At 47.2% G+C, this 26,269-nt stretch carries 19 protein-coding genes and 3 pseudogenes; all 22 read right to left on the bottom strand.

Annotated elements, in window-relative coordinates:
- Nucleotides 1-39 precede the first annotated feature (39 nt).
- A pseudogene (locus tag DXB52_RS16580) lies at nt 40-4,951 on the bottom strand (Eco57I restriction-modification methylase domain-containing protein); the annotation flags it as partial.
- Nucleotides 4,952-5,346: 395 nt separating this feature from the next.
- On the bottom strand, nt 5,347-7,050 hold the full coding sequence (locus DXB52_RS16575) for a hypothetical protein (protein WP_472519938.1): 1,704 nt from the start codon (nt 7,048-7,050) through the stop codon (nt 5,347-5,349).
- Nucleotides 7,034-7,318 (bottom strand): TnpV protein, encoded by a 285-nt coding sequence (locus DXB52_RS16570; RefSeq protein ID WP_472519940.1) that lies wholly within the window; start codon nt 7,316-7,318, stop codon nt 7,034-7,036. The genes DXB52_RS16575 and DXB52_RS16570 overlap by 17 nt, the downstream gene beginning before the upstream one ends.
- A 904-nt stretch (nt 7,319-8,222) precedes the next feature.
- Complete coding sequence (locus tag DXB52_RS03610; RefSeq protein ID WP_117640127.1) at nt 8,223-10,319, bottom strand: DNA topoisomerase 3; 2,097 nt, start codon at nt 10,317-10,319, stop codon at nt 8,223-8,225.
- An 89-nt stretch (nt 10,320-10,408) separates the two neighbouring features.
- Entirely contained in the window at nt 10,409-11,089 is a 681-nt protein-coding gene (locus DXB52_RS03605) for a CD1107 family mobile element protein (RefSeq protein ID WP_004612753.1), read from the bottom strand.
- Nucleotides 11,079-11,417 (bottom strand): DUF4315 family protein, encoded by a 339-nt coding sequence (locus DXB52_RS03600; protein ID WP_004612754.1) that lies wholly within the window; start codon nt 11,415-11,417, stop codon nt 11,079-11,081. Before DXB52_RS03600 ends, DXB52_RS03605 begins: the two co-directional genes overlap by 11 nt.
- Before the next feature lie 17 nt (nt 11,418-11,434).
- Entirely contained in the window at nt 11,435-13,303 is a 1,869-nt protein-coding gene (locus DXB52_RS03595) for a C40 family peptidase (RefSeq protein WP_472519937.1), read from the bottom strand.
- Entirely contained in the window at nt 13,297-13,905 is a 609-nt protein-coding gene (locus tag DXB52_RS16565; RefSeq protein ID WP_472519936.1) for a hypothetical protein, read from the bottom strand. The genes DXB52_RS03595 and DXB52_RS16565 overlap by 7 nt, the downstream gene beginning before the upstream one ends.
- 32 nt (nt 13,906-13,937) lie before the next feature.
- On the bottom strand, nt 13,938-14,249 hold the full coding sequence (locus DXB52_RS03590; protein ID WP_096241066.1) for a hypothetical protein: 312 nt from the start codon (nt 14,247-14,249) through the stop codon (nt 13,938-13,940).
- A 93-nt stretch (nt 14,250-14,342) separates the two neighbouring features.
- A complete protein-coding gene (locus tag DXB52_RS03585) occupies nt 14,343-17,156 on the bottom strand; it encodes a VirB4-like conjugal transfer ATPase, CD1110 family (protein WP_118106556.1) in 2,814 nt (937 codons plus the stop codon).
- The gene (locus DXB52_RS03580) at nt 17,134-17,508 is read right to left on the bottom strand and encodes a PrgI family protein (protein ID WP_005338480.1); all 375 of its coding nucleotides are present in this window, start codon (nt 17,506-17,508) and stop codon (nt 17,134-17,136) included. Before DXB52_RS03580 ends, DXB52_RS03585 begins: the two co-directional genes overlap by 23 nt.
- A gap of 17 nt (nt 17,509-17,525) precedes the next feature.
- On the bottom strand, nt 17,526-18,395 hold the full coding sequence (locus tag DXB52_RS03575; RefSeq protein WP_004612759.1) for a VirB6/TrbL-like conjugal transfer protein, CD1112 family: 870 nt from the start codon (nt 18,393-18,395) through the stop codon (nt 17,526-17,528).
- Between the two features lie 23 nt (nt 18,396-18,418).
- Nucleotides 18,419-18,502, bottom strand: a pseudogene (locus DXB52_RS03570) (Maff2 family mobile element protein); the annotation flags it as partial.
- 90 nt (nt 18,503-18,592) lie between these two features.
- Nucleotides 18,593-20,262, bottom strand: a pseudogene (locus DXB52_RS03565) (recombinase family protein).
- The gene (locus DXB52_RS03560; RefSeq protein ID WP_004612761.1) at nt 20,263-20,460 is read right to left on the bottom strand and encodes a hypothetical protein; all 198 of its coding nucleotides are present in this window, start codon (nt 20,458-20,460) and stop codon (nt 20,263-20,265) included. It lies immediately after the preceding pseudogene.
- A gap of 241 nt (nt 20,461-20,701) precedes the next feature.
- Nucleotides 20,702-22,039: a virulence-associated E family protein gene (locus tag DXB52_RS03550; RefSeq protein ID WP_118106555.1), complete on the bottom strand. Its 1,338-nt coding sequence runs from the start codon at nt 22,037-22,039 to the stop codon at nt 20,702-20,704.
- Nucleotides 22,008-22,652, bottom strand: coding sequence for a CHC2 zinc finger domain-containing protein (locus DXB52_RS03545; protein ID WP_118106554.1), 645 nt, complete (start codon nt 22,650-22,652; stop codon nt 22,008-22,010). The genes DXB52_RS03550 and DXB52_RS03545 overlap by 32 nt, the downstream gene beginning before the upstream one ends.
- A 65-nt stretch (nt 22,653-22,717) precedes the next feature.
- Complete coding sequence (gene mobQ / locus DXB52_RS03540; protein WP_118106553.1) at nt 22,718-24,298, bottom strand: MobQ family relaxase; 1,581 nt, start codon at nt 24,296-24,298, stop codon at nt 22,718-22,720.
- A gap of 184 nt (nt 24,299-24,482) precedes the next feature.
- Nucleotides 24,483-24,704, bottom strand: coding sequence for a DUF4318 domain-containing protein (locus tag DXB52_RS03535; protein ID WP_006876003.1), 222 nt, complete (start codon nt 24,702-24,704; stop codon nt 24,483-24,485).
- A gap of 376 nt (nt 24,705-25,080) precedes the next feature.
- Nucleotides 25,081-25,377 (bottom strand): DUF3847 domain-containing protein, encoded by a 297-nt coding sequence (locus tag DXB52_RS03530; protein ID WP_117685615.1) that lies wholly within the window; start codon nt 25,375-25,377, stop codon nt 25,081-25,083.
- Complete coding sequence (locus DXB52_RS03525; RefSeq protein ID WP_472519935.1) at nt 25,370-25,666, bottom strand: DeoR family transcriptional regulator; 297 nt, start codon at nt 25,664-25,666, stop codon at nt 25,370-25,372. Before DXB52_RS03525 ends, DXB52_RS03530 begins: the two co-directional genes overlap by 8 nt.
- Nucleotides 25,667-25,707: 41 nt before the next feature.
- Nucleotides 25,708-25,896 (bottom strand): hypothetical protein, encoded by a 189-nt coding sequence (locus DXB52_RS03520; RefSeq protein ID WP_002304353.1) that lies wholly within the window; start codon nt 25,894-25,896, stop codon nt 25,708-25,710.
- Nucleotides 25,897-26,269 lie beyond the last annotated feature (373 nt).

Raw genomic sequence — 26,269 nt, 5'->3', positions numbered from 1 at the left:
TTTATGTCCCCGCCAGAGAAAACTCTGACGGGAAATCTTTTATAATTCCTGTTCGTGTTTTTTCTTTGCAGTTTTCTGTACAGATGGCTGTTCCGCTGTATTCTGCTGTGCCTTCTCCTGCTTTAAGCGTTCCAGAATAGATGGCTTATGGATTCTGTCTGCTGTTTCCGGAAGTTCTTTTTCTTCTACAGCATCCCTGCTATCTGTGCTGCTTCCTTCTCTACCAATATCCTCATCTGCCATAATCGTCTCATTGCCCTTTTCATCCATGTTCAGCAATGCATTTAACTCGGATAACCGTTCCATCTTTTCATTCAGCTCTGCTTCTTTCGGGAATGGTTTCTTTACCTCTTCCTGTGCAGTAGCAAGCTGCTGTTGTACGGTTTCCAATTTCTGCTCACTTTCCGTCAGCTTCCTGTCAATGGAAGAAAGGGTGTTATGGATACGCTGCATATTTCCTACCGGGTCTTTTCCGATCTCCAGCTTATAAGAGCATTTTCCTTTGATCGTCAGTTCAAACGCATTGGAGAACATATTGTAGGAAGCAGATAACGTAAACCCATGATATTCCCCAACCTTTCCGCCGGTGCTGACGGTTTTTAAACCTGCACAGGCGGCGATCAACGCTTCGCCTGCTTCTTTCTTATCTTCATAAAGGACATTCCCTACCGTCATGGCAAACGTGTTATTATCCTGTAAATCCACGCTTTTTACTACCTGCGAATCCACCTGCATCCCGGCAATCCGCTCTTTCAATGCACTGATCTGTACCGGGAAATTCTTTGCAATATCGGATTCCAGACGGTAAATCTGACTGGTATGGTTTGCCTTTAAGAGTTTCAGCTTACTCACCTGCACATCCAGATCCATTTTTTCTTTAATGTACGGATTACCTGTGGCAAGTGCCTTGATCTCTGCATAGGACAGTGCCGTATCATCCACATCTTCACAAGCCCTGACCGGGGATTTACTGGTCATGATCTGGCTGATGAACTTCTGCTTATTCTCCAAAATCTGCCACATATACGCATCAAAAGTATTTTCCGTCACATACCGGAATATCTTTACTTTGTCATTCTGGTTTCCCTGTCTTAAAATACGTCCTTCCTGCTGTTCCAGATCAGACGGCTTCCATGGACAGTCAAGGTGATGGAGAGCAATCAGTCTGTCCTGTACGTTGGTACCTGCACCGAGTTTTGGAGTGGAACCCATCAGGATTCTCACCTGTCCAGCCCGTACCTTTGCAAACAGTTCCGCTTTCTTTGCCTCCGTGTTGTATTCATGGATAAAAGCAATCTCTTCTTTCGGGATTCCTTTTTCTGTCAGTTTGTTCCGGACATCATCATATACGTTGAAAGTCCCATCTCCTTTGGGTGTGGACAGGTCGCAGAAGATCAGCTGGGTTGTCCGGTCTGCTTTTCCTTCTTCCCATACCTGAAAAGCATTTTCCACACAGGTATTGACCTTGCTTTTTTCCGCATCCGGAAGGAGTTCATTCAAAAGCCTTTGGTCTAACGCACACTTTCTTCCGTCGTTGGTTATCTTGAGCATATTATCTTCTGTCGGATTCACAAGACCACCTCTTACACTTTCGGCACGTTCTGAAAAAGCACTGACCATTTCCTGCTGTTCTTCACTTGGCTTCAAGACTTCATTGATAAACTCTGCTTCCGGTACAGGAAGATTCAGCATATCAGAAGTCTGAATATCCGCAGCTTCCTTAAAAATGGAAATCAGCTCCGGAAGATTGAAAAAACGGGCAAACCGTGTTTTCGCACGATAGCCCGTTCCTTCCGGTGATAATTCGATTGCGGTTACTGTCTCCCCGAACGTTGCCGCCCAGGAATCAAAATGTCCCATGCCCATACGCATGAGTGTGTCATACTGGAGATAACGCATGATAGTATAAAGCTCGGTCATACTGTTCGATACGGGAGTACCTGTAGCAAAGGTAATCCCTCTGCCGCCGGTCAGTTCATCCATGTACCGGCATTTCATAAACATATCCGAACTTTTCTGTGCGTCCGTCTGTGAGATACCCGCCACGTTCCGCATTTTTGTATACAAAAAAGTTCTTAAAACTATGGCTTTCATCCACAAACAGCCGGTCTACGCCCAACTGTTCAAAAGTTACTACATCATCCTTTCTGGTCTGGTCATTGAGTTTCTTCATCCTCGCCTGCAGACTCTTCTTTGTTTTTTCCAACTGCTTGATGGTATAATTCTGTCCTGCCTGATGTGCCGCTTCTTCAATGGAGAACGTAATATCTGCAATCTGATCTTCCAGCATGGCAATCTGCCGTTCCCTTGAAAGAGGGATTTTCTCAAACTGTGTATGTCCAATGATCACGGCATCATAATCCCCTGTCGCAATACGGGAACAGAACCGTTTTCGGTTTGCCGGCTCAAAGTCTTTCTTCGTTGCCACCAAGATATTTGCTCCCGGATAGAGACGTAGGAAATCACCGCCCCACTGCTCGGTCAGATGGTTTGGCACAACATAAAGATTCTTCTGTGAGAGTCCCAGCCGTTTTGATTCCATACCAGCTGCGATCATCTGGAACGTCTTCCCTGCTCCTACGCAATGAGCCAGAAGGGTGTTATTTCCATACAGCACATGAGCCACTGCATTTTTCTGGTGCGGCATCAGGGTGATCTCCGGGTTCATGCCGACAAACTGAATATGGCTTCCATCATATTCCCGTGGACGGATGCTGTTAAATCGTTCATTATAAATTTTACAGAGATCTTCCCGTCGGTGCAGGTCTTTAAATATCCACTCCTTAAATTCCTCTTTGATCAGCTCCTGCTTCTGCTGTGCCAGCATCGTTTCCTTCCGATTTAATTCCCGGTGTTCCCCATCGGCATCCTGTACCGTGTCATAAATCTTGGTATCTCTAAGGTTTAAGGCATCTTCCAAAAGGCGGTAGGCATTGGCTCTCTGTGTTCCATATGTGGAAGTAACAAGGGCATTTCCGTAGCTGTCCACATTTTTTCCCATAACATTCCACTGTCCGGTCACTTCGGCATACTGGACTTTGACCTTGCTCCCTACATAATATCTTGGTGTATGGAATGTTTCTGCCATGAACCGTGTAATGTAATCCTCGGAGATCCAGGTTGCCCCAAGTCTTGCTTCAATCTCTGATGCATCCAGATCTTTTGGCTGTACCTGCTCCAAATACTGCACATTCACCTGATATTCCGGGTGATCTTCTGCAAACTGTTTTGCGATCTGCAGTTTCTCCCTCACATTTCCAGAAAGATATTCGTCCGACGGCTCCCATTTTTCACCGATCGGATTCTTAAAGATTACCCCTGCCAGTTCTTCTGTAAGCTCCTCTTCTGTTTTCCCTGAAAGCTGTGCCATATAGGAAAGGTCAACGCCTGCCCTCTCACCAATGCAAACCGCAAGTGCTTCACTGGCAGTATCCACGGAAGTTACCGTTTCTGCCCTGCGGATCGTCCTTTTGGTAAAAATATCCGCTTTCCGTTTCAGTTCTCCCTTATCATCCAGAAATTCCAGAGAAGTCAAAAGACAATAGCTGCTGTCCTGACTGAATGCCCTCTTATTGGCATTGCTGCTGATAAGACCATATTTTGCTGTAAAGATATCATATTCTTCATTGAGTTTTTCCTGCAGCTTTGTGATCTGCTCATCGCTTCCCTCTTCCATCTGACACCGGATCAGTTCATTCGTAACATCACGGATCTTCACCATCCCTTTGACACGTTCCGCTGTCATTGCCGGAAGCTCCATGCAGTTCATCACAGAATTTTCCCGGTAATAGACTTCCTCATTCACTACGGTAAAACTGAAATTCTTTACATCCGGGTCTGCCGGTATAAAGACAACATCCTCCTCCAGCTCTGTATCCGAAAGTTCCAGTTCCGTGATCGTGCCATGGATATTCTGGACAGCTTCTTTTAATTGTTCTTCTAAGGTAATTCCTTCTTTTGGTTTTACGGTCACTTCCTGCTTTCCATACTGGGTACTTTCTGTAGTAAACTCACCAAGCACCATTTCCGGATGCTCTGCAAAATAAGCATTGACTGAATAGCCTTCTGGTGTTTCCTTTAAATTTAACCATTCCGGTTCCTCAATGGATGCCCTGTCCCTTTTCTGGAAAAACAGAATATCAGAAACAACGCTGGTATTGGCATTTCTCTGGAACGCATTATTCGGTAATCGGATGGCTCCAAGCAGTTCTGCCCGGTTTGCGATATACTGTCTCACTGCCGGGTTCTGCTTATCCATCGTTCCACTGGAAGTTACCACTGCAACTACACCGCCCGGACGGACCAGATCAAGGGATTTTGCAATAAAATAATCATGGATCATAAAATGATGCCGGTCATATCTGCGGTCACTGACCTGATACGCCCCAAATGGAACATTGCCTATCACACAGTCAAAAAAGCTGTCCGGATAACTGGTTTCCTCAAATCCCTGTACTGCAATCTTGTTTTTCTGGTAAAGCTGTTTTGCGATTCTTCCCGAAACCGGGTCGAGTTCTACACCGTACATATTGGCTTTGCCCATACTCTCCGGGATCAGTCCCATAAAGTTACCGACACCACAGGACGGCTCCAGAATATTTCCCTGTTTCAGTCCCATATTTTCCAGTGCTTCATACATGCTTCGGATCACAGTCGGTGATGTATAAAAAGCATTTAAGGTCGATGCTCTTGCTGCACTGTATTCTTCCGATGATAAGGTATTCTTTAACTCCAGATACTCATTTGTCCAACTACTGTTTTTCTCTTCAAATGCCTGCGGGATGCCACCCCAGCCAACATAACGGGATAAAATTTCCTGTTCTTCGGGTGTTGCCAGACGTTCTTCCAGCTCCAGAGTCTGCAATAAATGGATGGCTTCCATATTTGCTTTATACTTTGCTTTCGGACCACCTGCTCCAAGGTCATTATCCTGAATCCGAAAGTTATGCGGTTCTGTTACAATCTCTTCTACTTCCGGTTTTAAATATGCTTGAAATTCTCCCTCATATCCAAACAGTTCATTTTCTCCGGGAATATAATTGCGTCCGGTTTCCAGACACCGGAACACATCGGCAGTTGGTGCATTGCTGACTGCATAAAAATCATCATAAGAATACTTTGGGAAATCTTCTGTATGGTAGGTCGATAAATGCAGTTCTGTATTGGAACGGGTCTGTGCAACCAGATCTTTTCCTTCTATTCCTTCCGGCAATACCCCTACTGCTTCAAAATGATACCCCTGATACTCAAAAACACCTTCATCCCAGGACTCCGCCAGCTCTTCTGCTGTTTTAACCGTTATCTCTTCTTCTGATTCCTTTTGTTCCTGTCCCTCAGAAGTTTCTGTTATTTCCTGTTCCTGATTTTCCGGATATATTCTTTGGCAGTAACCTCTTCCTCTTCTATTTCCTCCACATCTGACATATCTACTACGGTCGGTTCTGTCACCGCCTTCGTATCCAAGAAATCAAACATGGTCATCTGATGCCCGGATGGTTCCGCAAAAGACGGTTCTGCTTCCGGTGTCGGGAAAATCGTATAGGTTCCTTCTGCATACTGGTGAAGTTCTGAAAGAAGTTCTGTTTTCTGCTGGTAGTTTGTCCCATATGCCTCAAAATCTAATGGCAGAACTGCCAATGCTGCATCCATCTTCTGTAACAGTTCTTCTGCCTGCTCTGGATTCTCTAAAACCGCCACCATTTCTTTTCCTGGTTTTTCCCAGAAGAAATCATCCGTAAATGGTCTGTCTATCTCTTCCGGAAGACGGTCATAAAAGCGGAGTACCTTGTTTGCCATCTGTTCCCGTTCATATTCCGGCATACGAGCATAATCTTCTGCCTGCAGGAACTGGTCATTCTTTATCAGATAAGCTACTCTATTTGCAACTTTATTCCAGGATAATAAAACTGACGTATATGGATTTCCATAAGCACCTCTTGCAAGAAACAATCCTTTTCCATCATAATTTGCATGTGAATCATCGGCACCAGACAGTGCATGACTGCTTCCACCGATCCCATACTGTTCCTTGATAAAACCTGTCCTCGATCTTTCATCCTCATGCAACAGATAAAAGGAATACGTCCTAAGCCTGCCCTGCGAATACGCTCCACCTCCTGCAAGAAAAACATCAATCTCATCCTGCGTAATGAACATCGGATGGTCTTTCCATGCAAACCCGTCTCTTGCCTGATAAGGGATGACCTCATCCGCAAACTTCTGAAACTGCTTTGAGATATTTATAGGATTATAATAATGGAAACGCATAATGGAATGATTTTCTTCATAGGCTTCTGCCAGTGCATCCAGTCTTTCATTCAGTTCCGAAAGCCACTGTGGATCTTCCAGCTTTTCTTCCAGATAATCCGTGATCTCCGGATAGATACTGTGAAGATGTGGTAAATCCTCCTCATCAAAAACAATCTCGGCTACCCCTTCTGCCATATCCCCTTTCATATAGGCAAGAGCCTGTGCATGTTCTTTTACTGCATTGTTTCTTGCTGCATCCAATACAGACTGCGGTGCATATTCACCCTGGTCTAAAAGCTGATGGATACGTCCGCTGACATCTTCCCATGATAAAAATGCCTTATCTAAAATCTGGTCTGTGACCGTATGCCCCACTGCGATCTGCATCCCGGTTTCATCAAACCAGACCGAATATTCACTTCCATCAATCTGAAAGCCTTTTCCACCTTTGCGGTATTCACGCTTCACAAACTCCGTATATTCCTCCGGGGCCTGTTCGCTCATAAAATTATAGATGATACGAAGTTGACTGCCCGCCCGGTTTCCTCCTGTCCGTAAAATCTCATCGACAACGCTTTCTGGAATCGGGATTTCTCCGGCATAAAGGGCTGCTGCTCTTTCCTCGATCTGCCGTCTTTGTTCATTTGCAGTTGGATATTCGGGCAAAGATAAAGCAGAGGCAATTTCTTCCTCTGCTTTACTCAGTCCATCTTCTCTTGTATCTTCAACTAGCTGTATACCAATTCCGTCAAGATGCCCTCTTCCGCTGTTGCCATCAGTGCGTTCATATGTGCTGTCCAAGCCATCGGGTCTGCTTCCTTGTCCGGTGCCGATGGTTCTTCAGCAATTTCTCCATCTGGCTGTCCATCCTCTCCTGTGCTGCCTTCTCGATTTCTGCCAGATGGCTGTTCAGCTTTCCTGTCAGGAACAGGCTCTGATACAGGCTGTTCTTGTGTTCCTTCAGGAATCTCCTCCGAAGCATCCCGTATTTCCCTATTGTCACTTCTTCCTCCTCGACGGTCAGGTTCGGGAACAGGTAATCCCCCTTGCGATGATATGTCAGTTCCATAGTCGGTTCCTCCTTCATTCTCGATATTTTCCTCTTTGTTGTTTTCTACGTCCTGATTTTTATTTTCACGCATTAACGTGTTAAAGTTATTATAATTCCTTTCATTGGAAATTTCAACCTCTTTTCTGACTTCTTCCAGAGAAATTTTATGTACGGTCTTTCCAATATCAATCAGAATACTCTCACTGAGCTGGCTTGCCGCATTTCCAAGGAAGGTGAGAACTGACAGACGGTTATAATCTGTGATATGCATGAAGTCCTCTTCTTCCAGAAGTTCCATCGGTTCAAGCCCGCATCGTCTGGAAAGCATGTAATATACACTGTCCGTTGCAAGCTGACGGAAATCACTGCGGATCGTGACTTCATCCAGATCTTCCAAATACGTTCCTTCCGCAGCATACTCCAAACCGTCCAGATATTCTTCCAGACTATCTGCGACCATTTCCCTTGCAACCGCCATCAATGCGTCCTGCAAAGTTGCTGTATCCTTTTCTTCCAGAGCATAGACCTCTGCCAGATGGGTGAGGATCTCTTCTCTCTGGTGTTCCTGCATCTTCCAAAGATACGGACTTCTGCCCCCGGCTACCATGTGGGTATCCGAAATATCAAACACATAACGGAGTCTGGTATGCTGCCCTGTTTCATCAAGCAGGGCGATCCCCCTTGCACCACAGTTCACCCATCGGAACATCTTTTCATTCCATAATTCCAGTGATGCACAAGCCGTTGCTTCCGGATGCTGTGCATGGATCAGAAGCTGGTCTGAAAAAGAATAACGATATAACCTTGATGCTGTGTCCATATAATCCATCCAGTCTCTGGGTGAACTGCTCACTGATACCGCATGTTCCTGTGCCAGTTCCCGGATGTCCTGTAATTTCGACATACTGCCTACCTCCTTGTCTTATTTCTTTTTCTTCTTTGGAAATTCCAGATGGAACCTTGGCTTTCCGTCCTCCAGTGTCAGTAAAAGATCTGCGTCAAACTTTATATCTTTTTTTCTGGAATACAGCCCTTTTACATGAGTACAGGCTTTATCAAGAAGCTCCACTGCCATCTTTTTATCCAGTGTTTTCTCCATGCTTCCTAAGAAACGGTTTTCTTTCCAGAGGGCAAAATCACACTGCCGGTTGGAACAGTAAAAATTCTGTTTTCCTTCGTAGACATCCGAACCGCAGACCGGACACTTACCGATCACTTCCCTTGCTTTCTGGAACCTTCTCCTTTCCACTTCCGGTATCTCCCTGCACACAGAAAGAATCTTACCGACTAAGGAAGTGATCTCTCCCATAAACTGTGTATCTGTGATCTGCCCTTTTTCCATCATTAAAAGCTGATTCTCCCATTCGGCAGTCATTGCGGCAGATTTCAGATAAGCCGGCATGACATTCACCAGTTCCCTGCCCTCTGTGCTTGGCAAGATCTGCTTTCCTTTTCTGACTGCATAGCCGGAAGAAACCAGTTTTTCAATGATGCCAGCCCTGGTTGCCGGAGTCCCCAATCCTTTCTTCTCTGTCTCCGAATCAAAGTCTTTATTCCCTGCGGTTTCCATAGCAGCAAGGAGGGTATCTTCATTGAATGGTTTTGGCGGGGAAGTAAAATGCACTGTCTTTTCTGCCTTTACCGGAGAAATCGTCATTCCTTCTTCATAGCCATATGGAATGGAAGTTTCTTTTTCCGTTTCTTCTTCCGGCTTGGCTTTCACGCACTGGTTCTTAAAAGCATTTCCCGCCTCTTTAAATCCCATCTGCACCGGCACTTTTCCTCTGGCGGTAAAATCATGTTCCTGACATTTGACCGTAATATCAGTCTGCTCATACTGATACTCTTCCCCGGTTGCCTGCACCAGCTGCTGGCAGACCAGCATCATCAGGTTCTTTTTGTCCGCTGGCAGATCAGAGATTCCTTTTTCTACGGCTTCTTTGGTTGGAAGAATCGCATGATGGTCGGATACTTTTGCATTGTTGATCACTCTGGTGATATTATGTCCCAGCTGTCCATAATCCAGGAACGGAAGTAAGACTGGCATTTTCCCTACCAGTTCCTCTACGGTATCCCTCATATCCTCCGTCACGAACTGGCTGTCCGTTCTTGGATAAGTGACCAGCTTTTCTTCATATAATTCCTGCAGCATATCCAGTGTTTTCTTTGCCGTATAGCCAAAGTAACGGTTTGCTTCCCTTTGCAGGCTGGTCAGATCATAAAGTTTGGGAGGAAATGCTTTCTTTTGTTCCTTCTTTACCTGTGTAATCACAGCTTCCGAACCCATACATAAGGAAGCAAGGAGATCGGCGGCTTCCTCATTTGCAATATTTTCAGAAACCACCGTAAGCCTTCCGTCTGTCAGTGCTACTTTATAAAAGGCTTCTTTCTGAAAATGCTCAATCTTATCCTGACGTTCTGCAAGCATGGCAAGCGTTGGCGTCTGCACCCTGCCCACAACCAGACGTTTAAAATAACAGGTCGTATATGCCCTGGTTCCGTTCATTCCGATCAGCCAGTCTGCCTGTGCCCTGCATACCGCAGCCATGCAGATATTCCGGTATTCCTCTGCTCCTTTCATTGTATGAAAACCTGTCCGGATTGCCGTATCTTCCATGGAACTGATCCATAAACGCTTCACCGGTTTCCTGCATCCGGCAAGGTCATACACTCTCTGGAAGATCAGTTCCCCTTCCCTTCCTGCATCACAGCCATTTACCAGATAGTCCACATCTGCCCGGTTCATCAGGCTTTTTAACACATCAAACTGTTTCTTCTTATCTCTGGAAACTTTCAACTTCCAGACCTGCGGAAGAATCGGAAGGTCATCAAACTGCCATTTCTCATATTTGGAATCGTATTCTTCCGGCTGTGCATACTCTGCCAGATGCCCAAGGCACCAGCTGACAATACAGCTCTCTCCCTCTAAATATCCGTCCCCTTTCTTATAAGCTGACAGGTTTTTGGCATAACTCTGTGCCACACTTGGTTTCTCTGCGATCACTAAAAATTTTGACATACGCTTTTTTGTCCTTTCTGAAAAAAGGGCAGCCAAACTGCTCTGGCCGCCCCTGTCCTTATTTTGGTTGCTTCTTTGAAGATGGAAGTTTATTCTTCCTCATCCTCTTCTTCATTTACATACGGTCCATCAGAAAACTCCAGCTGTTCGCTTACATAGTCCTCCTCTTTGCCACGTCCATGCTTTTTATAAACGGCAATCCCTGCCACTCCAAGAATCACTGCAAGTACGATTGCTCCAAGTCCTTTTACATTCATTCCCGTCTTTTCTTCTTTCTTCACTTCGGTTTCCTCCTCTACTGCCGGGGTAGTTTCCGGTGTGGTTTCCGGAATCACTACGGTTGATTCTTCGGTTTCTTTGCTCTTTTCTGTCTCATCCAGAAATTCTGCCAGGTCATTCTCATCGACCAGGGACATCATGTACACGTTTTCTGTATTGCTGGAACGGTCAATGACCATATAAAATGTATTTCCCTTCTTGGTCTGGATGGTAAGGAACTGTTTCGTATCATCATTTTCCTTATCATCCACCAGCTGGGCATTTCCCGGAGTAGAAAAAGCCGAATTATCCCCTTCCCCGGTGACCCTTCCGGTATCCTCTTTCTTCTCCGTATCTTCTGTTGATTCTGTTGCCGTTTCTTCTACTACCTGTGTCGTTGTCTCCTCCGCCGGTGGGTTTGCGTTTGCATAAACCGTAGCAATGGATGTCCCGGAGATCATGGTGACTGCCATGGCAATCATAAGCAGTTTCTTTACCACTTTATTCCTCATCGTCTAAAACCTCTCTTTCTGTCATCTGACCAACAGGTGGTCTGTGAACTTCTTCGTTGTTTTCCTTTTTCTGCGGAGCTTTTGCATCCTCCACCGTGATACCGCCGTCCTCATCCATCTGAATCGTAACGGTTCCTTTCTGAATCCCGTCAAGCAGGACAAGCAGGCTGCGGCTGTCCAGCTTCATGGAACGGAACGACTTAACGATCTCTATATCTTCCATCTGCTGTCTCAATGTATTCTGCCGCTTCAGGTGTTCCTGTAATTCAGCGATCTTATCCTCTGTTTTCTGAATATCATTCAGAAGTTTTTTTAATTTCATGTTCATCTGCCCTGTCACCTCCTCTAATGCAGACGACCAAACGCCATAAAATGTTCCTGCCAGTAAGCACTTGCAATGCTGGTATACTGGACAGGCTTGCCACAGTGAATCATCATGTTATTGCCGACATAGATTCCCACATGGCTTGCTCCCGGTGTGTCATAGGTTCCCTGGAAGAAGATCAGATCTCCCGGTTTTGCCTCCGATGGTGATACCTGCGAACAGTGTGACCGCAGCTCATCGGCAGTACATCTTCCGACATTCCATCCATTTCCACAGTTATTGATAACCCAGCTTACAAAGCCGGAACAGTCAAAACCACTTGGGGAATAACCGCCCCATACATATGGAACACCCAGATATTTTTCTGCTTCCTGTATCATTTTTGCAAACTGTGGATCAGATAAAGCATCTGCCGGTATGTCGTAACCAAATCCACTGCTTCCGGTGGGTATGCTGTTTAGATCAAACAGATAATCACGGTTGCCATAATATTTGTTATACGCATCGTAGCGTTCCTGTTCTTCCTCTGTCATACGGCTCCTTAACACGGCATCCAGGCTGTGGTTTGTCATCGTCACATCCAGACGGTTCACCTCTTTTGTAGTCGTGACCTGCACTTCCTGGTTTCCATTGCTGTCTGCTATGTAGGCTTCCCATGTCTGGTGTCCATGTGCGGATGCCGCCGCATGATTGTCATAGTAAACATCGAACTGTACCCCATATCTTGCGAACGCTCCGGTATCTTCTACTACATATTCCACACCGTTCATGACTACATGGGTTCCGATCGGCACAAATGGATTCGCCGCATCCACGGCAATCGTATGGTTTGCTGTCGGCATTGCCCCACTGGCTGTCGGTCCGCCACTCCACTGGCCACAGCAGATCGGGCAGTTACAGTACCCACTTGTCACAACCAGTCCCAAGGACTCCCCTACCCGGACAGTCTTGGTTTCTGTAACTGTTTCTCTGGTAGAGTCTGTGGTGATTCCATACTGCTGTCGGAAGATCTCCTTAATCTCCTCTGCCACTTCATCGTAAGTGAAGCCGCCGTATTTTACCGTAAGATAAGAGATCAACTGATATGGGTTATGACCGATCTCATCAATCTGGTACCGGTATTCGTCATAATCCGGATGGGTGGATTCCATCTGATTGATCTGTGTATTCAGTGCTTCTTCCAAGGCACGGTACGCATTTTCAGCGGCATAAATATCTTCATCCGTACTGGAATAGCTGGTAGAGATGATTGCTGAAGAAGCTCCCTGCAAAGATGCCGTACAGCTGGTAAAACTGGCTGCGATCAGCACAAAGATCAGAGCAAAAACAGCTACCGTGGCAAAAATCCCCCGGTTCTGTGCCGCCACCATCTTGACGGCATCTTTCGCTTTTTCCGTAAACTTCTGTGCGGAAGTGATCGCTGCATCCTTTACTTTTTTACTCTGTCTGGCTGCCTGATACTGCTTCTGGTAACGCTTCTTCTGAAAGAGTTTCTGCAGGGCAGATTTCTTTTTCTTCTCTGCTTCTCTTTTCACTGCGTCCTTCGCTTCATTTCCATAGGCAGTCTCAAATATCAGCCTGCTCCTTTCTGCTTCATCCAGGACGCTTTCTTTTAATCTCCGAGATTCTTCCCTTCGCCCTTTCAGCCGTTCCCGCATGTAGATGGATTTCCTTGCAAGGCTTTCCCCGACAAGCTCTGCCCGGTGTGCCCCTTCCACTGCCGCATTTTCATCCTCTTCTTCGTGCGTTTTCCAGTGTGCTGCTGTGACTGCCGCATCTTTGACTGCCGATGCCGGATTCCGGATACCGATCCCGGCACCATGTACCATGCCGTCACCCTCATCACCAAAAGACAGACGGGAAACTTTTTTCCGCTGTTCCTTCAGCACCCGTTCCCTTTTGGACTTGCCTTTGATCTCCTCGTGGAACTTATCCAGGAATCTTCCATCACTTCGGAAGTTTCCCGGTAACGGGCAGATTCTCTTTTGGCTGCTTTTTCTTCTCTGGAAGTCTCCTTTTCCTTCCTTCTTTCCTTTGCAGCATAATCCCTGACCATCTTTTTCTTCCGAAGATCCCGGCTGTCTGCAACTGTCTCCAGATATGCCCGTTCCTCTCTTGGCTGTCCACGGATACTCTCTGTGCGAAAGGCAGATTTGGGATTTTCTCCATTTTCAACGGAAATATCTCCCTCTATTTCTACCTCTTCACCCATATCTGAGTTTATATCCTGGTCGGATACATGTTCCCTGCTATATCTGGGTTTTCTGGAACTCTGCTCCGGCTGCTCCATCTCCCGTTCTTCTTTAAGCCGTTCATGTCTGCGTTTACTAAAATCCAGTTCCTCTTTCTTCTCACTGCGGGAAATCTCGGTATCCGTATCCCGTCCGGTGATCCTTTTTTCTTCCTTGTTCCGGAGGTTTTCTTCCCGCAGACCATCCCGGCTCATCTTCTGGACGGTTTTATCTCTCGCCTTATACTCATGCTCCTGCAACTTTGACCATCCCCTTTACTGTTTTGTACCGGTTATTCTGTCTTATCCTGATAGTCCTCCCATTTTTCCAACACTTCATCTGCCATCCCTGCAATGGAATCCGTCAGCTTGTCTGTCATTCGCTCACTTAAAGTCCCCCTTACAGCCAGACAAGATACAATTCCCGTAAAGTCAATCAGTTCTGCCAGATAGATAAGGTCATCCACCATCTCATCAGCCATTACTTTTTCCTTTCTGTCCTTTTCCATTTTCAAAATCTCCTTTTCATTGTCTGCACAGATTCTTTCTGCAAATACGCAGCAAGGCTCACCGCTGCATCTCTCCATGTTTCTGTAATCTTCCATCTTGTAATCCTCCATGATTTCCGGGCAGAAAAATTGCCGGAAGTATCTCCCGGCTCATCCTCTACTCTGTTTTATTTTGTTTCGTTTATTTCTTTAATCGTTCCGTTCTCCAATACCAAGTTTCTTCCGTTTCTCCACCTCGTCCGGCTTGGAAGTCATCAGGGCATACAACATCAGGGAATTATCAAACTTATCCTTGAACGGGATAATGGTACTGCCATAAAAGACCAGTCCCTCACCTTCCCCGCTGTTCGTTACATAAGAAAGCTGGTGTGGGGAAATGTTGAGCTGCTTTGCAAGGATCTGTCTGTCACCGGATGCCTGATTGAGCATCAGTATAAAGTCAGAGTTTTCAAAGATGTTCTCAATCTCCCGGCTGGCTAACAGGTCTTTTACGTTCTGTGTGATACCCGTCGGGATACCACCCCATTTACGGAATCGCTTCCAGATCTCCACGCTGTATGCTGCTGTCTGCTCCTCTTTTAAGAGCAGATGGAACTCATCAATGTAATATCTGGTACTCTTATTCGCAGAACGGTTGATCGTTACCCTGTTCCACACCTGATCCTGTACGATCAGCATCCCCAGTTTTTTCAGCTGTTTTCCCAGATCCTTAATGTCAAAACATACGATACGGTTACTCAGTTCCACGTTGGTTCTATGGTTAAACACTTTTAAGGAACCATTGACGTAAATCTCAAGTGCCGTTGCCAGACGCTGTGCTTCCTGCTCTTTCTGATTACGGAGAAGATTATATAGATCCTCTAAGATCGGCATTTTTTCCGGTACCGGGTCAGAAAGGAAATCCTGATAGACCAGCCTTACGCATCGGTCAATGACGGTCTTTTCAACCGGCTCCAGTCCGTTCTTTCCGCCTACTACCAGCTCACAAAGAGACAGGATGAAGTCCGATTTTAAGGAAAGTGGGTCATCATCGTCAGCGTAATCCAGGTTAATATCCATCGGATTGATATAATCGTGGCTGGTCGGGGAAATACGGATCACCTGTCCATGAAATGCCCGGACTAACGGATAATATTCACCTTCCGGATCACAGACGATAATGTCATCTTTCGTCACGATAAATGCGTTTGCAATCTCTCGTTTTGCCGCAAACGACTTACCGGAACCCGGTGTACCAAGAATCAGTCCGTTCGGGTTTTTCAGCTTCTTCCTGTCTGCCATGATAAGGTTATTGGACAGGGCATTTAATCCATAATAAATAGATTCCCCAGCCATAAATAATTCCTGTGTGGTAAACGGAACAAAAATTGCTGTGGATGTCGTTGTCAGTGCCCGTTTGATTGGCACAAAATTCATCGCAAGCGGCAGGCAGCTCATCAGTCCCGGCTCCTGCTGGTAATCCAGCCGTTTCAATGCACAATTATATTTCTGTGCGATGCCGGCAGTCTGGAACACCACATTTTCCAATTCCTGTTTGGTCGGTGCGGTATTTAAAAACAACGCTGTCACAAGGAACATTCGCTCATTTCTGGACTGCAGATCTTCCAGAAGCCTTTTTGCTTCCCCACCGTATGTATTTAAGTCCGAAGGGATAATGTCCATGTCATAACCTGCCCGGACCGCTTTTTTCTGTTCCTCGATCTTCATACGGTTAATATCCGTCACCTTGCTTTTCACCAGTTTGATCGCCTTCATCTGGTCGATGGACTGGATATGGAAATTTACCATCAGGTTACTGTCCATCTCCAGAAACTCTGCCAGCATCTTGTCGGTAAGTTCCGGTGCAAGGATCTGTAAATAGGAAACAGCTCCCATCGTGCCGCCTATCTCAAAATCTTTTCCATTCTTAAATACAAAACTGGTCGGTGCGACATAATCCTTGGTACTAAGCCCTGTCCGAAGTACATCGTCATAAGAGAAATGGAACGGAACTTTGCTGTCCTGGTTAAAGGTTTCATACATGATCTGTAACCGTTCCTCTCCGTTCAGCGGATAGGCAGATACCCCAAGAATCTTAAAGTTATTCAGAATATCCGACTCGATACGTTCCAGTTTTGGTCGTGCTTCCCGGATATTCTCCGCTTCAATCCCGAATGTGATATATTTGGTACGCACCAGCCCGTTGTTTCCTTTTGCCAGCTGGTTATTGAGCATTTGGGCAAACTCCATACGCAGGTCATCAAATTCATCCTCCTGCGGATTGATATGGATGACCTTCTCATACTCTGCCATGTTGCTGTGCTGGTTGATAAAGGACAGTTGAAAATGAATCGTGCTGTCAAAGTAATTCAGGAAATCACACCAGTTTTCAAAGATGGTGTTCTTATCTTCATTCTGTGCCAGCTGATAGTTGATGTCATAAAAACGGATCGTCTTGGAATAAAACTTGTCCTGCACCCGGCAGATACCATCCCTTCCCATCTCATGGTATGGAATCGACTGCTGTGCAGTAATCCTCTTATCTCTGGCACTATCCGGTGTTTTCTTTCCTGTCCCGCTGCTTCTCGTTCCGGAAACCGCTTTTCCTGCCGGACGCTGCCCCGGCGGTGCTGCGGCAGGTCTGCTCTTTTTCTTTTTTGCGTTTTTCTTTGCGTCACGCACTGCCTGCTTTTCTGCCCTGGCTGCCAGCTTTGCTTCCCTTTTTGCATTTTTCTTATCCGCTTTTTCATGTTCCTTATGCAGTTTTTCTTCATATTTCTGTGCCCTTTTGAGGGCTTTCTTTTCCCTGCGTGTCAGTTTCCGGTTCGGTCTGCGGACACCTCTTTGGCGTTCCAGTGCTTCATATCCTGTCACCATCGGCTCATCGTGCAGCCTGCCGCTTACTGGTTTTCTTTTCATTTCGGGGACTGGAAGTTCTTCTCCATCCTCCTCATCCAGCCAGTAATCATCCGGATACAATTCTTCCATGCTCTGCGGCTGTCTATCGTTTTTTCTTTTTAACACCCTTCGTTCCCCCTTTCTTCTTTCTGACCACGGTATATTTTTTCTCATACATATTTTCCATCTGGTACTTGCGTACCGGAGGACGGATAAATTTTACGGTGATCATATTTTTTAAGACCTTTTCTAACGGAAGTCCATCTTTCTCATACATGGCAAATAAAAATGCCGGAAGCATCAGAAGGCACATCCCGGTCGCTGCGTTACTGGAACCAATGATTCCCCTGCTTAAGAAATAAAACGGAAGCCCTACTGCCGCCGCAATCCCAAAACAGATCAGCTGCCGTTTCGTCAGGTTGAAAATGATCTTATTCTTGACCTTGGTTAAGTCTTTAGGCACAGATACAAATGCCATTGCCAGTTCCTCCTTTCTTAATGGGCGTTAAAGATACTGCGGGCAAAGTTTCCTGTTTTCATCAGACTGAAACACAGGATCACCGTGTATGCCATCACGCCGAACAATGCAGAATGTATGTTATCTGACATCTGGATGTTTGCAACCAGGACCGCATAGATTCCCACGCAGACCATCATAAAAAATCCCTGGAATGCCAGTGCAAACAATCCACGAAGATAGTTGTTCCCAATCTGCCCCCATTCCCGGTTGGACATGGTTGCAAACGGGATCGCTCCAACGGACGAATAGAGATAAATTTCAATCATACGTCCATACAAAATCACTGTAATAAAGACTGAGATAATCTTCATACACAGGCTTACAAGCATCGTTTCCAGTGCCAGTATGACAAGTTCACCAATCTCCATAGATTCCATCGCTGTCTCCATTGTGGAAATCATCGTATCTATATTGATCGCTGTATCAGAACTGATAACCCCAGCTGCCCGGCTGACTACGGACTGCCCGACATCAAATACCGCCATCGTAATCGTAAAGGTATGGCTGACAATCCAGACTGCCACCCACATCTTGAAAAAGTATTTAAAGAACATCCAGGTGTCGATGTCATGCATGTTGTTCTTTTCCGTCAACATGGAGATCAGCTCATAACAAAGTACAAATGTGATAATCATACCGGCAATCGGTACAATGACCGACTCGGAAAGATTCTGTATCATGCTGTAAATGCTGCCATTCCAGCCCTGCGGTGTCTGCCCAACCTGAGCAGCAATCTGACCGGTCTTTTCATTGACGTCGGTATACATTGTTGTCAGGTTGGAACTTACCATGCCTGTCAGAAGATTCCTCATCCATTCTTCAATCGCTTCAAATATCCGATCCATGAGTCATCTCCCTCCTGCTTCTCTCAGCTGAACAATCCGGACAGTAACGGTACCAGCTGGGTGCCGATCAGAACGACACCACCTCCTGCCATCAGCTGTTTTATCCCCAATTAGGTGTAAAACTCTGCTCGATGGCGGGCGGCGGTGTACAAAAAATCTATATGGTGTTTTTAAGAGAACCGTCCCGGCGGGACAGGTCAGGCAGTGACCTGTTCCACCTCCGGGATGGGTTTGAGATTAAAATGAATTTCGATAGAAATGTGTCTTGTTTTATCTTCGTCAATGCGCTCATGCACGACGATTTCTTTGATTAAGCGGTTGAGGGTGGCTGCGTCCAGCTCTGTGATGTTGGCGTATTCCTGAATGGCTTCCACCCATTGTTTTGCGTCATTGGCAAGCTGGACTTCATCGGACAGCCGCTTCCTGCCCTCGGACACTTTTGTTTTAAGCTCCGTCTGCTCGGTCTGTGTCCTTTCCAGCATGGTGTTGAAGTTCTGCTCACTGATACGCCCTGCAATCATATCCTCATAAAGCCGCATTACCATTTTGTCCAGAACCTCAATCCGTTCCTCGTCCCTTGTGAGGGAGCGTTCCATTGCTTCCCGCTGTTCCCGCTGCTCGGTTTCACAGGTATTGGTCAGGCGGTCGGCAACCGCTTCCCCGTCCATCAGGCAGCTCTGGCACATTCCCTGATTTTCCGCAGCACATGGCTGCAAAGGGTGTCATAGTCAATCCGGTGCTGGGTGCAGTGGTTCTTTCCAAAGGCATTGTAGGTCTTGCAGGAATAAATCTGCTGGGGATGTTTTGCGTTTGTGTAGCGTATCGTCAGCGACTTCCCACACTCGCCGCATTTTATCAATCCGGCAAACAGGCTGATTTCATTGGTCTGCCCCGGACGCTGGCGAGATTTCAGCTTGTTCTGCACAATGTCAAAGCTCATGCGGTCAATCAGCGGTTCATGCTGTCCCTCCACCACAATCCAGTCCTCCGGCTTCTTTTCCCCAATCGTGCCGATTTTGAAACGGTAGTCTTTTTTCTGGGAAGCAATCGCCCCGGTGTAGACGGGATTCATCAAAAGGTCTTTGATAACTGAGAAGTCCCACATATACCGCCCGTTTTCCGGGTCTTTCTTTTCCCATTTGGTGCGGGTATTGCGAAGCCCCCGTTCCCGGTTCCACCATGTGGGGCAGGGGATTTTTTCTTCCTCCAGCCGTCTGCGGATATAGTTCGGACCATGACCGTTCAGGGCATATCCGAAAATCAGCCGCACAATCGGGGCGGTTTCCTCGTCAATGAGCAGATGGTTTTTGTCCTCCGGGTCTTTCCGATACCCAAACGGGGCAAGACACCCGGTAAACTGTCCTTTCTGCGCTTTCAGAAGATAAGAGGAATGGACTTTCTTGGAAATATCCTTGCTGTACATCTCATTCAGGATATTCTTGAACGGGGCAATGTCGTTGTTATCCCGCAGGGTGTCGATACCGTCATTCATGGCGATATAGCGGACACCGTTTCTTGGGAAAAAGTCCTCAATCAAATGCCCGGTTTGCAGATAGTTACGCCCCAGTCGGCTGAGGTCTTTCGTGATGACAAGGTTGATCTGCCTGCGCTCAATGGCTCTCAACATCCTCTGTAAATCAGGACGCTCCATATTAAGACCTGTGAAGCCATCGTCCTGATAGACTGCCACAACCTCCCATCCCTGCTTTTCGCAGTATTTTTCCAGCATATCACGCTGGTTTGCGATACTGGCACTTTCGCCTTGCAGGTCATCGTCCTTTGACAGTCTGCAATAGACCGCTGCACGATAGCCCCCGGCAAGTGCCGAACCGATTGTTCTGTATTCCATTTCGTTCATCATAGCCATTTACCCACACAATCCAGACGGTATCTGGCTCTTTTGAACCTCATCTTCATTATACTTCAAATCTTTCTTTTTGGCAAGATATTCTTTTGTATTTGTTTTTCCGTATTTCTGGGAAATCAGACTGACGAACACATCGGTGGCGTCCAGCTCCCCGTCAAATACAGTGGTCACATGAATCTCTGTTTTGTTTTTTGCCATAGGCAGTTATCCTCCATACATGAAAATAGCCAGACAGAGGGTGTCGGCAACGAAGTCCGGCAACGGGCTTCAAAAGACCTTGCAAACAATCTCAATCTGACGATGGTTACTATTTATACTTTTCTTTTATTTTTCTGTTGTTTTGGTTGTTATAAGGGAGAAAAGCCCGCAGTTATGAGATTTTCCCCGGCAACCGGCTTGACAACGGGATAGCAACAGGGGGTGCAACGGGCTGTCATTTTCAGAATGGAAGCTCCATCTGTTCTGTGACCTCCACAAAACCGTCCATCGTTTTTTCAGACGGGTTGCTGGAGTCCGTTGCCGGGTTTTCACGCTCCCAGCCCTTTTGTCTGCCATATTCGGAAAACATTCTTGGGTTCGGGAAGTACCGCCAGCGGTCAATGCACTGGTTCATTATCTCGTTGATTTCCCGGATTTCCCATTGCTTCGGCTCGTCAAAAGCATGGTTCAAGGCTTCCTTATAGAGCTGCTTGGAGCAGACCATGCTCCCGGTGTACTTATCAAGATACGCCTGTATCATCCCGGCTTTGGTGTCCTCCGGCATAAAATCCCGCTGGTGTTCTTTGAGATAGCGCTGCATGGCGGGGCTGAAAGCCAGCTTGAACCTGCCGCTTCGGTAAATCTCCATCGCTTCCGCCCACATCTGCTCGATATAGGCTCTGGAAGCAGCTTCGTCCTCCAAAATGTGAACCTCGGCTTGCTCCGGGTACACCATGACGGGGATAAAGCGGCGGTTGCCGGAACGGTCAAGGGGCAGGAAGTCCAGGGCATTGGAAGTGCCGCCAAACACGCACTGACGGGGGCGGTCTGCCGGGTGGGTTTCATAAGGTATCTTGTAAACCTCTTTCTGCCGGCTTAAAAATGACTTGATTTCCTCAATGCTCTTGGCGTTGGCGGTTGCCATCATTTCCGACATTTCGATCATCCAGTGACCTTGCAGCTTGCGGTACACATTGTCATCGTCCAGCTTCCGCAAATCATCGGAGAACCACTCGTCCCGGACTGCCAGCAGACGGAAGAAAGTGGACTTGCCAGCCCCCTGACCGCCGACCAGACAGAGCATGATTTCAAACTTGCACCCCGGCTGAAAGGCTCGTGAGATTGCACCCATCAGGAACAGCTTCAACGCTTCATAGGTGTAATCGTCTGCGTCAGCCCCCAGAAAGTGCCGCAGGCAGAAACGGATTCGCTCTGTCCCGTCCCACACAAGGGTATTGAGATAGTCCCGGATGGGATGGTACTTGTTTTCATTCGCCACAATCCCGATGGCGTTATCAATCTTTTTCTCATTGGTAAGCCCGTAGGTTTCTTCCAGATAGAGAAGCAGATACTTCATGTCCGTATCATTCAGGGCGGTGCTTTCCCTTTGAAAGCCGATGAGCTTTATGATGTCCTTGCGGTCAGTCAGGATGTTGTAGGCGATAGCCCCGGAAAGCAGCGGGTCACGCTGGAATACGGTCAGACAGTTCCGTATGCTCTGACGGACACCGCCTTTCTCGGTAGTTTCCAGCCCCGCCTTGATTTCCTCAATGCTCTGGGGCGGCTGCATGGCGTTCATGGTGTTTTTTAGTTCTTGCTGCGTCTGCGGCGGCAAGCTCTGCCATTCGCTTTTCAAGCTGTATCACATCCTTCCCGTAGTCCGTAATCAAAGCTGCTTTTTCCTCTGTCTCCCCAAAGAGCAGCACATCCAGCAGATATTCCACTTGGTCTTGCTTCTGTAAGGCTTCCACAAACCGTGGATGAAAGGCTTCCTCCGGGGAGTGCGGGGCATAATCCTTTCTCCATGCCCGAAGCAAGTGAAGATAATCGGCAAGAATACGGAAGCAGCGGCTCTTTGCTTCCTGAAACTGTTCCTCCTGGGATTTCTGCCGGGGCTTGGGCTTTTTTACCTTCCCCGGCGGTTTCCAGTCCTCATAGGAAAGCCCGAAGTCCTGTGCCAGCTGTACGGCGGCTTCTTTCTTTCCCAGCCCATACAGGGCGGCGGCAAAATCAATCACATCCCCATCCGCACCGCAGCCGAAGCAGTGGTAACGCCGATCCAGCTTCATGCTTGGGGTTTTATCGTTATGGAACGGGCAACAAGCCATCCCGTTCCGGCCTACACGGATTCCATAATGCTCCGCAGCCTGTCTTGTTGTGACGGACTGCTTCACAGCTTCAAATACATTCAAATCTATCCCTCCTTGAAAAAAAGAAAAGCACCTGACATTCTCTGACTGAAAATGGCAAGTGCCTGTTAAAGTTCCATATCCTGTTGTCTGTGTTTCGTCTGTGCTGGGGCGGTTCTTTGTGCTTTTTTCTCGTCTGCCTTATCCTGCAAGACTTCCTTGATGGGCTGCTTCTTGGGCGGCTCTTTGCTTTCCTCTGTGCCGGGTGTGGCTTTCCGTACCCAGTAGCGGATATCCCGCAGCTTCTTCAAATCCTCCTGCACCTCTGTCAGCGGTACTTTCAGCTCTGCGATTTCGCTGAGAAGTTTTTCCTGCTCCTGTTGCAGTTCCTTTTGGGTGCTGTCCTTATCGTCCGGGTGCTTGGCAAGGTAGGCGGCGGCTTTCTCATACCGGGCAACCTCCGGGTGTTCCTGCTTGAATTTCTCCTTTGTTTTCTTGAAAAATATCTTCTGGTACTTCTCATAGACAGGCTTACATTCCTTGCAGTCTGTCCGGCTGGCAAGAATCCCGTCAATCACTTTGCTGCGGGCTTCCTTTGGCTTCATCTGATTGCGGTAATCTGCGGCTGATTTCCCGGAAGATTCCAGAAACGCTTCTAAGTCCTCCACAGTGGAAAGCCCCTTTTGCCGGAGATAGGACAGGGCTTCGCTGACTGCCTTTAAGTCCTGTGAAGTCCCCCGGTTCTGTCCAGCCCTCGTCCAGTCCTTCCGTTCTTCCTTTCGTATCTCCATGTACTTCATCAGCAGATTGGGAAGAAGTGTCGCTTCCTCCGCCGCTTTTTGTGCAAGCAGCTCTTTCCGTTTTTCTCCCAGCTCGGTAATCCAGCTTTTGAGGTTTTTAATGAGCTGCCGGATGGACTGCATCAGGCGGTTGGCAGCCTTGATTTCCCGGTTCAGATTGCCGATATTCGTCTGGATACCACGCTTTTCCATCTGCCGGACAGCAGCACCCTCATGGACAGTGGGGACAATATCAAGCCCCTGTCTGGCATAGGAACGCAAGTCCACACGCTCCGGGCGGTCATTGGCTTCCAGATAGCGGTTCTGGATGACCTCCCATTCATGCCGCCAGATTTCACAATACTTCTGGTCGTTCCAATCAACCGTATCCTCCTTGTGGCTTTTCCACCTGCCGGACGGAAGTTTTATCCGTTCTCCGCTTTCATCAAGGTCATAAACCTTGCGGCTCTTGGGAAGCCATTTCCCATGTTCGTCCATTGCCCGCATAGTGAGCAGGACATGGGCGTGGGGATTGTGTCCCGGCGGATGGGGGTCATGGATGGCAAAATCAGCAATCATGCCTTTGGAAACAAATTGCTGTTTACAGAACTCCCGGACAAGGGCGGCGTACTGGTAAGGCGGTATCTCTCTGGGGATGGTAAGCACCCACCTCCTTGCAAGCTGGGAGTTCCATTGCTTCTCCACAGCTTCGGCGGCGTTCCATAAGGTATTGCGATCTGCGTACTCCGGCGGGGCATTTGCCGGGAGCAGGATTTCATTGTGAACGATACCACGCTTTTCCGGGTAGTGCTTCACTTCCTGGTCGTATTCACAGAACAGCTTTTCGCCGCTCTGGTAAGCAGCGGCGGCAACAGCAGACTGCCGCTGGCTGCGCTGCACAATAGAAATTTCGTTGTGTGGACAGGGCATTTCGTGTCCCTCCTTCCTGTGATTGACTGATGGGGTGGCGTTTTGCCACCCCACCTTGGGCAGAAAAAAAGCAGGAGATCTTTTCAGATTTCCTGCTTGGTGTGCCACTGTGTAGGCGGCGGGTATTTAGTTGTGAAAGTTCGGGGCAAGTTGACCCGATGTGTAGGGAATGAAAAACTGGAAATTATTTTTCTTTGCATTTTATACCGTAATTTCCCCTACTACCATTTTCGTAGCCCCGATATATTTCATATCTTTTTCCATTTATCTCCACTTCGTCATCGTTAATAAATGTATAAGACTCGCCATTTTCTTCACAATATTTTGAAATTGCTTCCATAGTTTTTGCAAGAGTTGGGTAATTGGTACTATCCTCATAAGGAACCCAAAAAGCCTTTTTAAACATATAAAATACCTCCTTCTAATTTGTTAAATAATCCACGAATTTTCAAATCTTTGTAAAATAATAGTATCATACAACTTCGCAAAAGTCCACTTATAACTTCTAATTTGTTGCTGTCTTTATTATACTGCATTGCCTATCGAAAAGATAGTATATTTTATAAAACTTGTCGGCTGGGAACAGCTTGCAATGCAAGGTGTCCCCAGATGGCAAGTCCACAAAAGGGTAGCTGGCGAAAGCCAGCGCAGGGGAAGCGTAGCGTCCCCTGTTTGATTTGGAGCAGACCATGACTGCGGAAAATCACAGCCCTCCGGCGAGGAGCCTTCGGAGAACGCAATGCACCAACCTCTGGGTGGTGTATAATTGCGCCCTTAGTAAACTAAGGGGTTTCCGGCTTCTCCCGTTCCAGCAGTTTTTTCAACAGTTCCTGTGTGTCCTGTCTGTGAAAAATGAGTTTCAACAACAGCATGACATCATCATCTGTCAGGCGTTCCGGCTCTTGTAGAAAACTTTCCAGCATACCGCCACGAGTACAGAGCCGGTGCGTCCGTTCCTTTCGGGTAAGCTGCTTTAACTGGTGCTGCAATGCCTTTTCATCATGGATGGCTTTCCGCAGTTTCTTTTCGCTTTTCTCCAGCTCCCGGTTTAGCTTTTCCAGCTTTGAGGTATCAGGCAAGGGCAGCGTCCCCCTTTCCCGGTATCAGCACATAAATCCGGTTTGGTTCTCCAACGCCCTGACGCACCCGCATGATAAGTCCGGCGGTTTCCAGTTCATTCAGAGAACGCTTGACCGTCATAGGACTGCGGGACAGGACTGCGGCAATGGCTGTGACAGGGAAGCAGACAAACAGGATTCCGTTCTCGTCCTCCTGCCCTTTGGATAGCATAGCGTCCAGCATCCGGCAGTACATGACCTTTGCGGTGCTGCTGACTGGAAATCCTGTCAACGCTCTGGGAAAGGGCATACAGGGCGGCAATGATGTGTCTATCGTCATAAATTCAAAATTCATTCTGTGTGTTCCTCCTTTTTCTTTGCTCGTTTGGATAAATAACGGGGGCAGTCAATCACAACCGCCCGGAAGCTCTGCTTGCACCCATGCTGGCATTTCCGGCATAATTCGTTGTAAGTGACACGCCCCCGGTCATTGAGGTAAAATGAAAGCTCATGCTTCCTCTTTTTGCTCATTCTCGGCATATTGCGCTTCCTCCCGTTTTCGTGTATGGTTTCGGGGCGATTTTCGGCAAAATTACGGTCATAGAGCCGCCTAAAATCTCCCGAAGTATCAGCGATAGGATAGACTGTCCCCCTATCAGATTGTCGTGTTTCGGTATCATTTCGGTGTCAGTCCGCCAGTTCTCCCCGGTGTCGTTCCTCCCCTGAATCTCACAGCGGCGTATCGCTCCCGTTGGTACGCTCGTTTTGGTCAGGGTTCCTCCATATCCCTGCCAAAAGTCATGGCGCTACATCGCCGGGGAAGCATATCCCACACAGGCTGGTCATTCGATTGGAATAATCCATCGATGAACTACCTGTATCATAGAACATTTTTGTGCCCTGTGCCGTATGT

This window comes from Ruminococcus sp. OM04-4AA (genome assembly GCF_003462585.1).
In the GTDB taxonomy this organism is placed as follows: Bacteria; Bacillota; Clostridia; order Lachnospirales; family Lachnospiraceae; genus Mediterraneibacter; species Mediterraneibacter faecis.
Note: the sequence above shows the minus strand (reverse complement) of the source record. Positions and strands in the feature narration are given on the sequence as shown.

Bases quoted from the DNA above. Each gene is read 5' to 3' on its own strand.
- DXB52_RS16570 (WP_472519940.1), bottom strand. From the start codon at position 7,318: ATGGAACTGACATATCATCGCAAGGGGGATTACCTGTTCCCGAACCTG.
- DXB52_RS03610 (WP_117640127.1), bottom strand. From the start codon at position 10,319: ATGTCAAAATTTTTAGTGATCGCAGAGAAACCAAGTGTGGCACAGAGT.
- DXB52_RS03605 (WP_004612753.1), bottom strand. From the start codon at position 11,089: ATGAGGAATAAAGTGGTAAAGAAACTGCTTATGATTGCCATGGCAGTC.
- DXB52_RS03600 (WP_004612754.1), bottom strand. From the start codon at position 11,417: ATGAACATGAAATTAAAAAAACTTCTGAATGATATTCAGAAAACAGAG.
- DXB52_RS03590 (WP_096241066.1), bottom strand. From the start codon at position 14,249: ATGGAAGATTACAGAAACATGGAGAGATGCAGCGGTGAGCCTTGCTGC.
- DXB52_RS03580 (WP_005338480.1), bottom strand. From the start codon at position 17,508: ATGGCATTTGTATCTGTGCCTAAAGACTTAACCAAGGTCAAGAATAAG.
- DXB52_RS03575 (WP_004612759.1), bottom strand. From the start codon at position 18,395: ATGGATCGGATATTTGAAGCGATTGAAGAATGGATGAGGAATCTTCTG.
- DXB52_RS03560 (WP_004612761.1), bottom strand. From the start codon at position 20,460: ATGGCAAAAAACAAAACAGAGATTCATGTGACCACTGTATTTGACGGG.
- DXB52_RS03550 (WP_118106555.1), bottom strand. From the start codon at position 22,039: ATGAACGCCATGCAGCCGCCCCAGAGCATTGAGGAAATCAAGGCGGGG.
- mobQ (WP_118106553.1), bottom strand. From the start codon at position 24,298: ATGCCCTGTCCACACAACGAAATTTCTATTGTGCAGCGCAGCCAGCGG.
- DXB52_RS03535 (WP_006876003.1), bottom strand. From the start codon at position 24,704: ATGTTTAAAAAGGCTTTTTGGGTTCCTTATGAGGATAGTACCAATTAC.
- DXB52_RS03525 (WP_472519935.1), bottom strand. From the start codon at position 25,666: ATGCCCTTTCCCAGAGCGTTGACAGGATTTCCAGTCAGCAGCACCGCA.
- DXB52_RS03520 (WP_002304353.1), bottom strand. From the start codon at position 25,896: ATGCCGAGAATGAGCAAAAAGAGGAAGCATGAGCTTTCATTTTACCTC.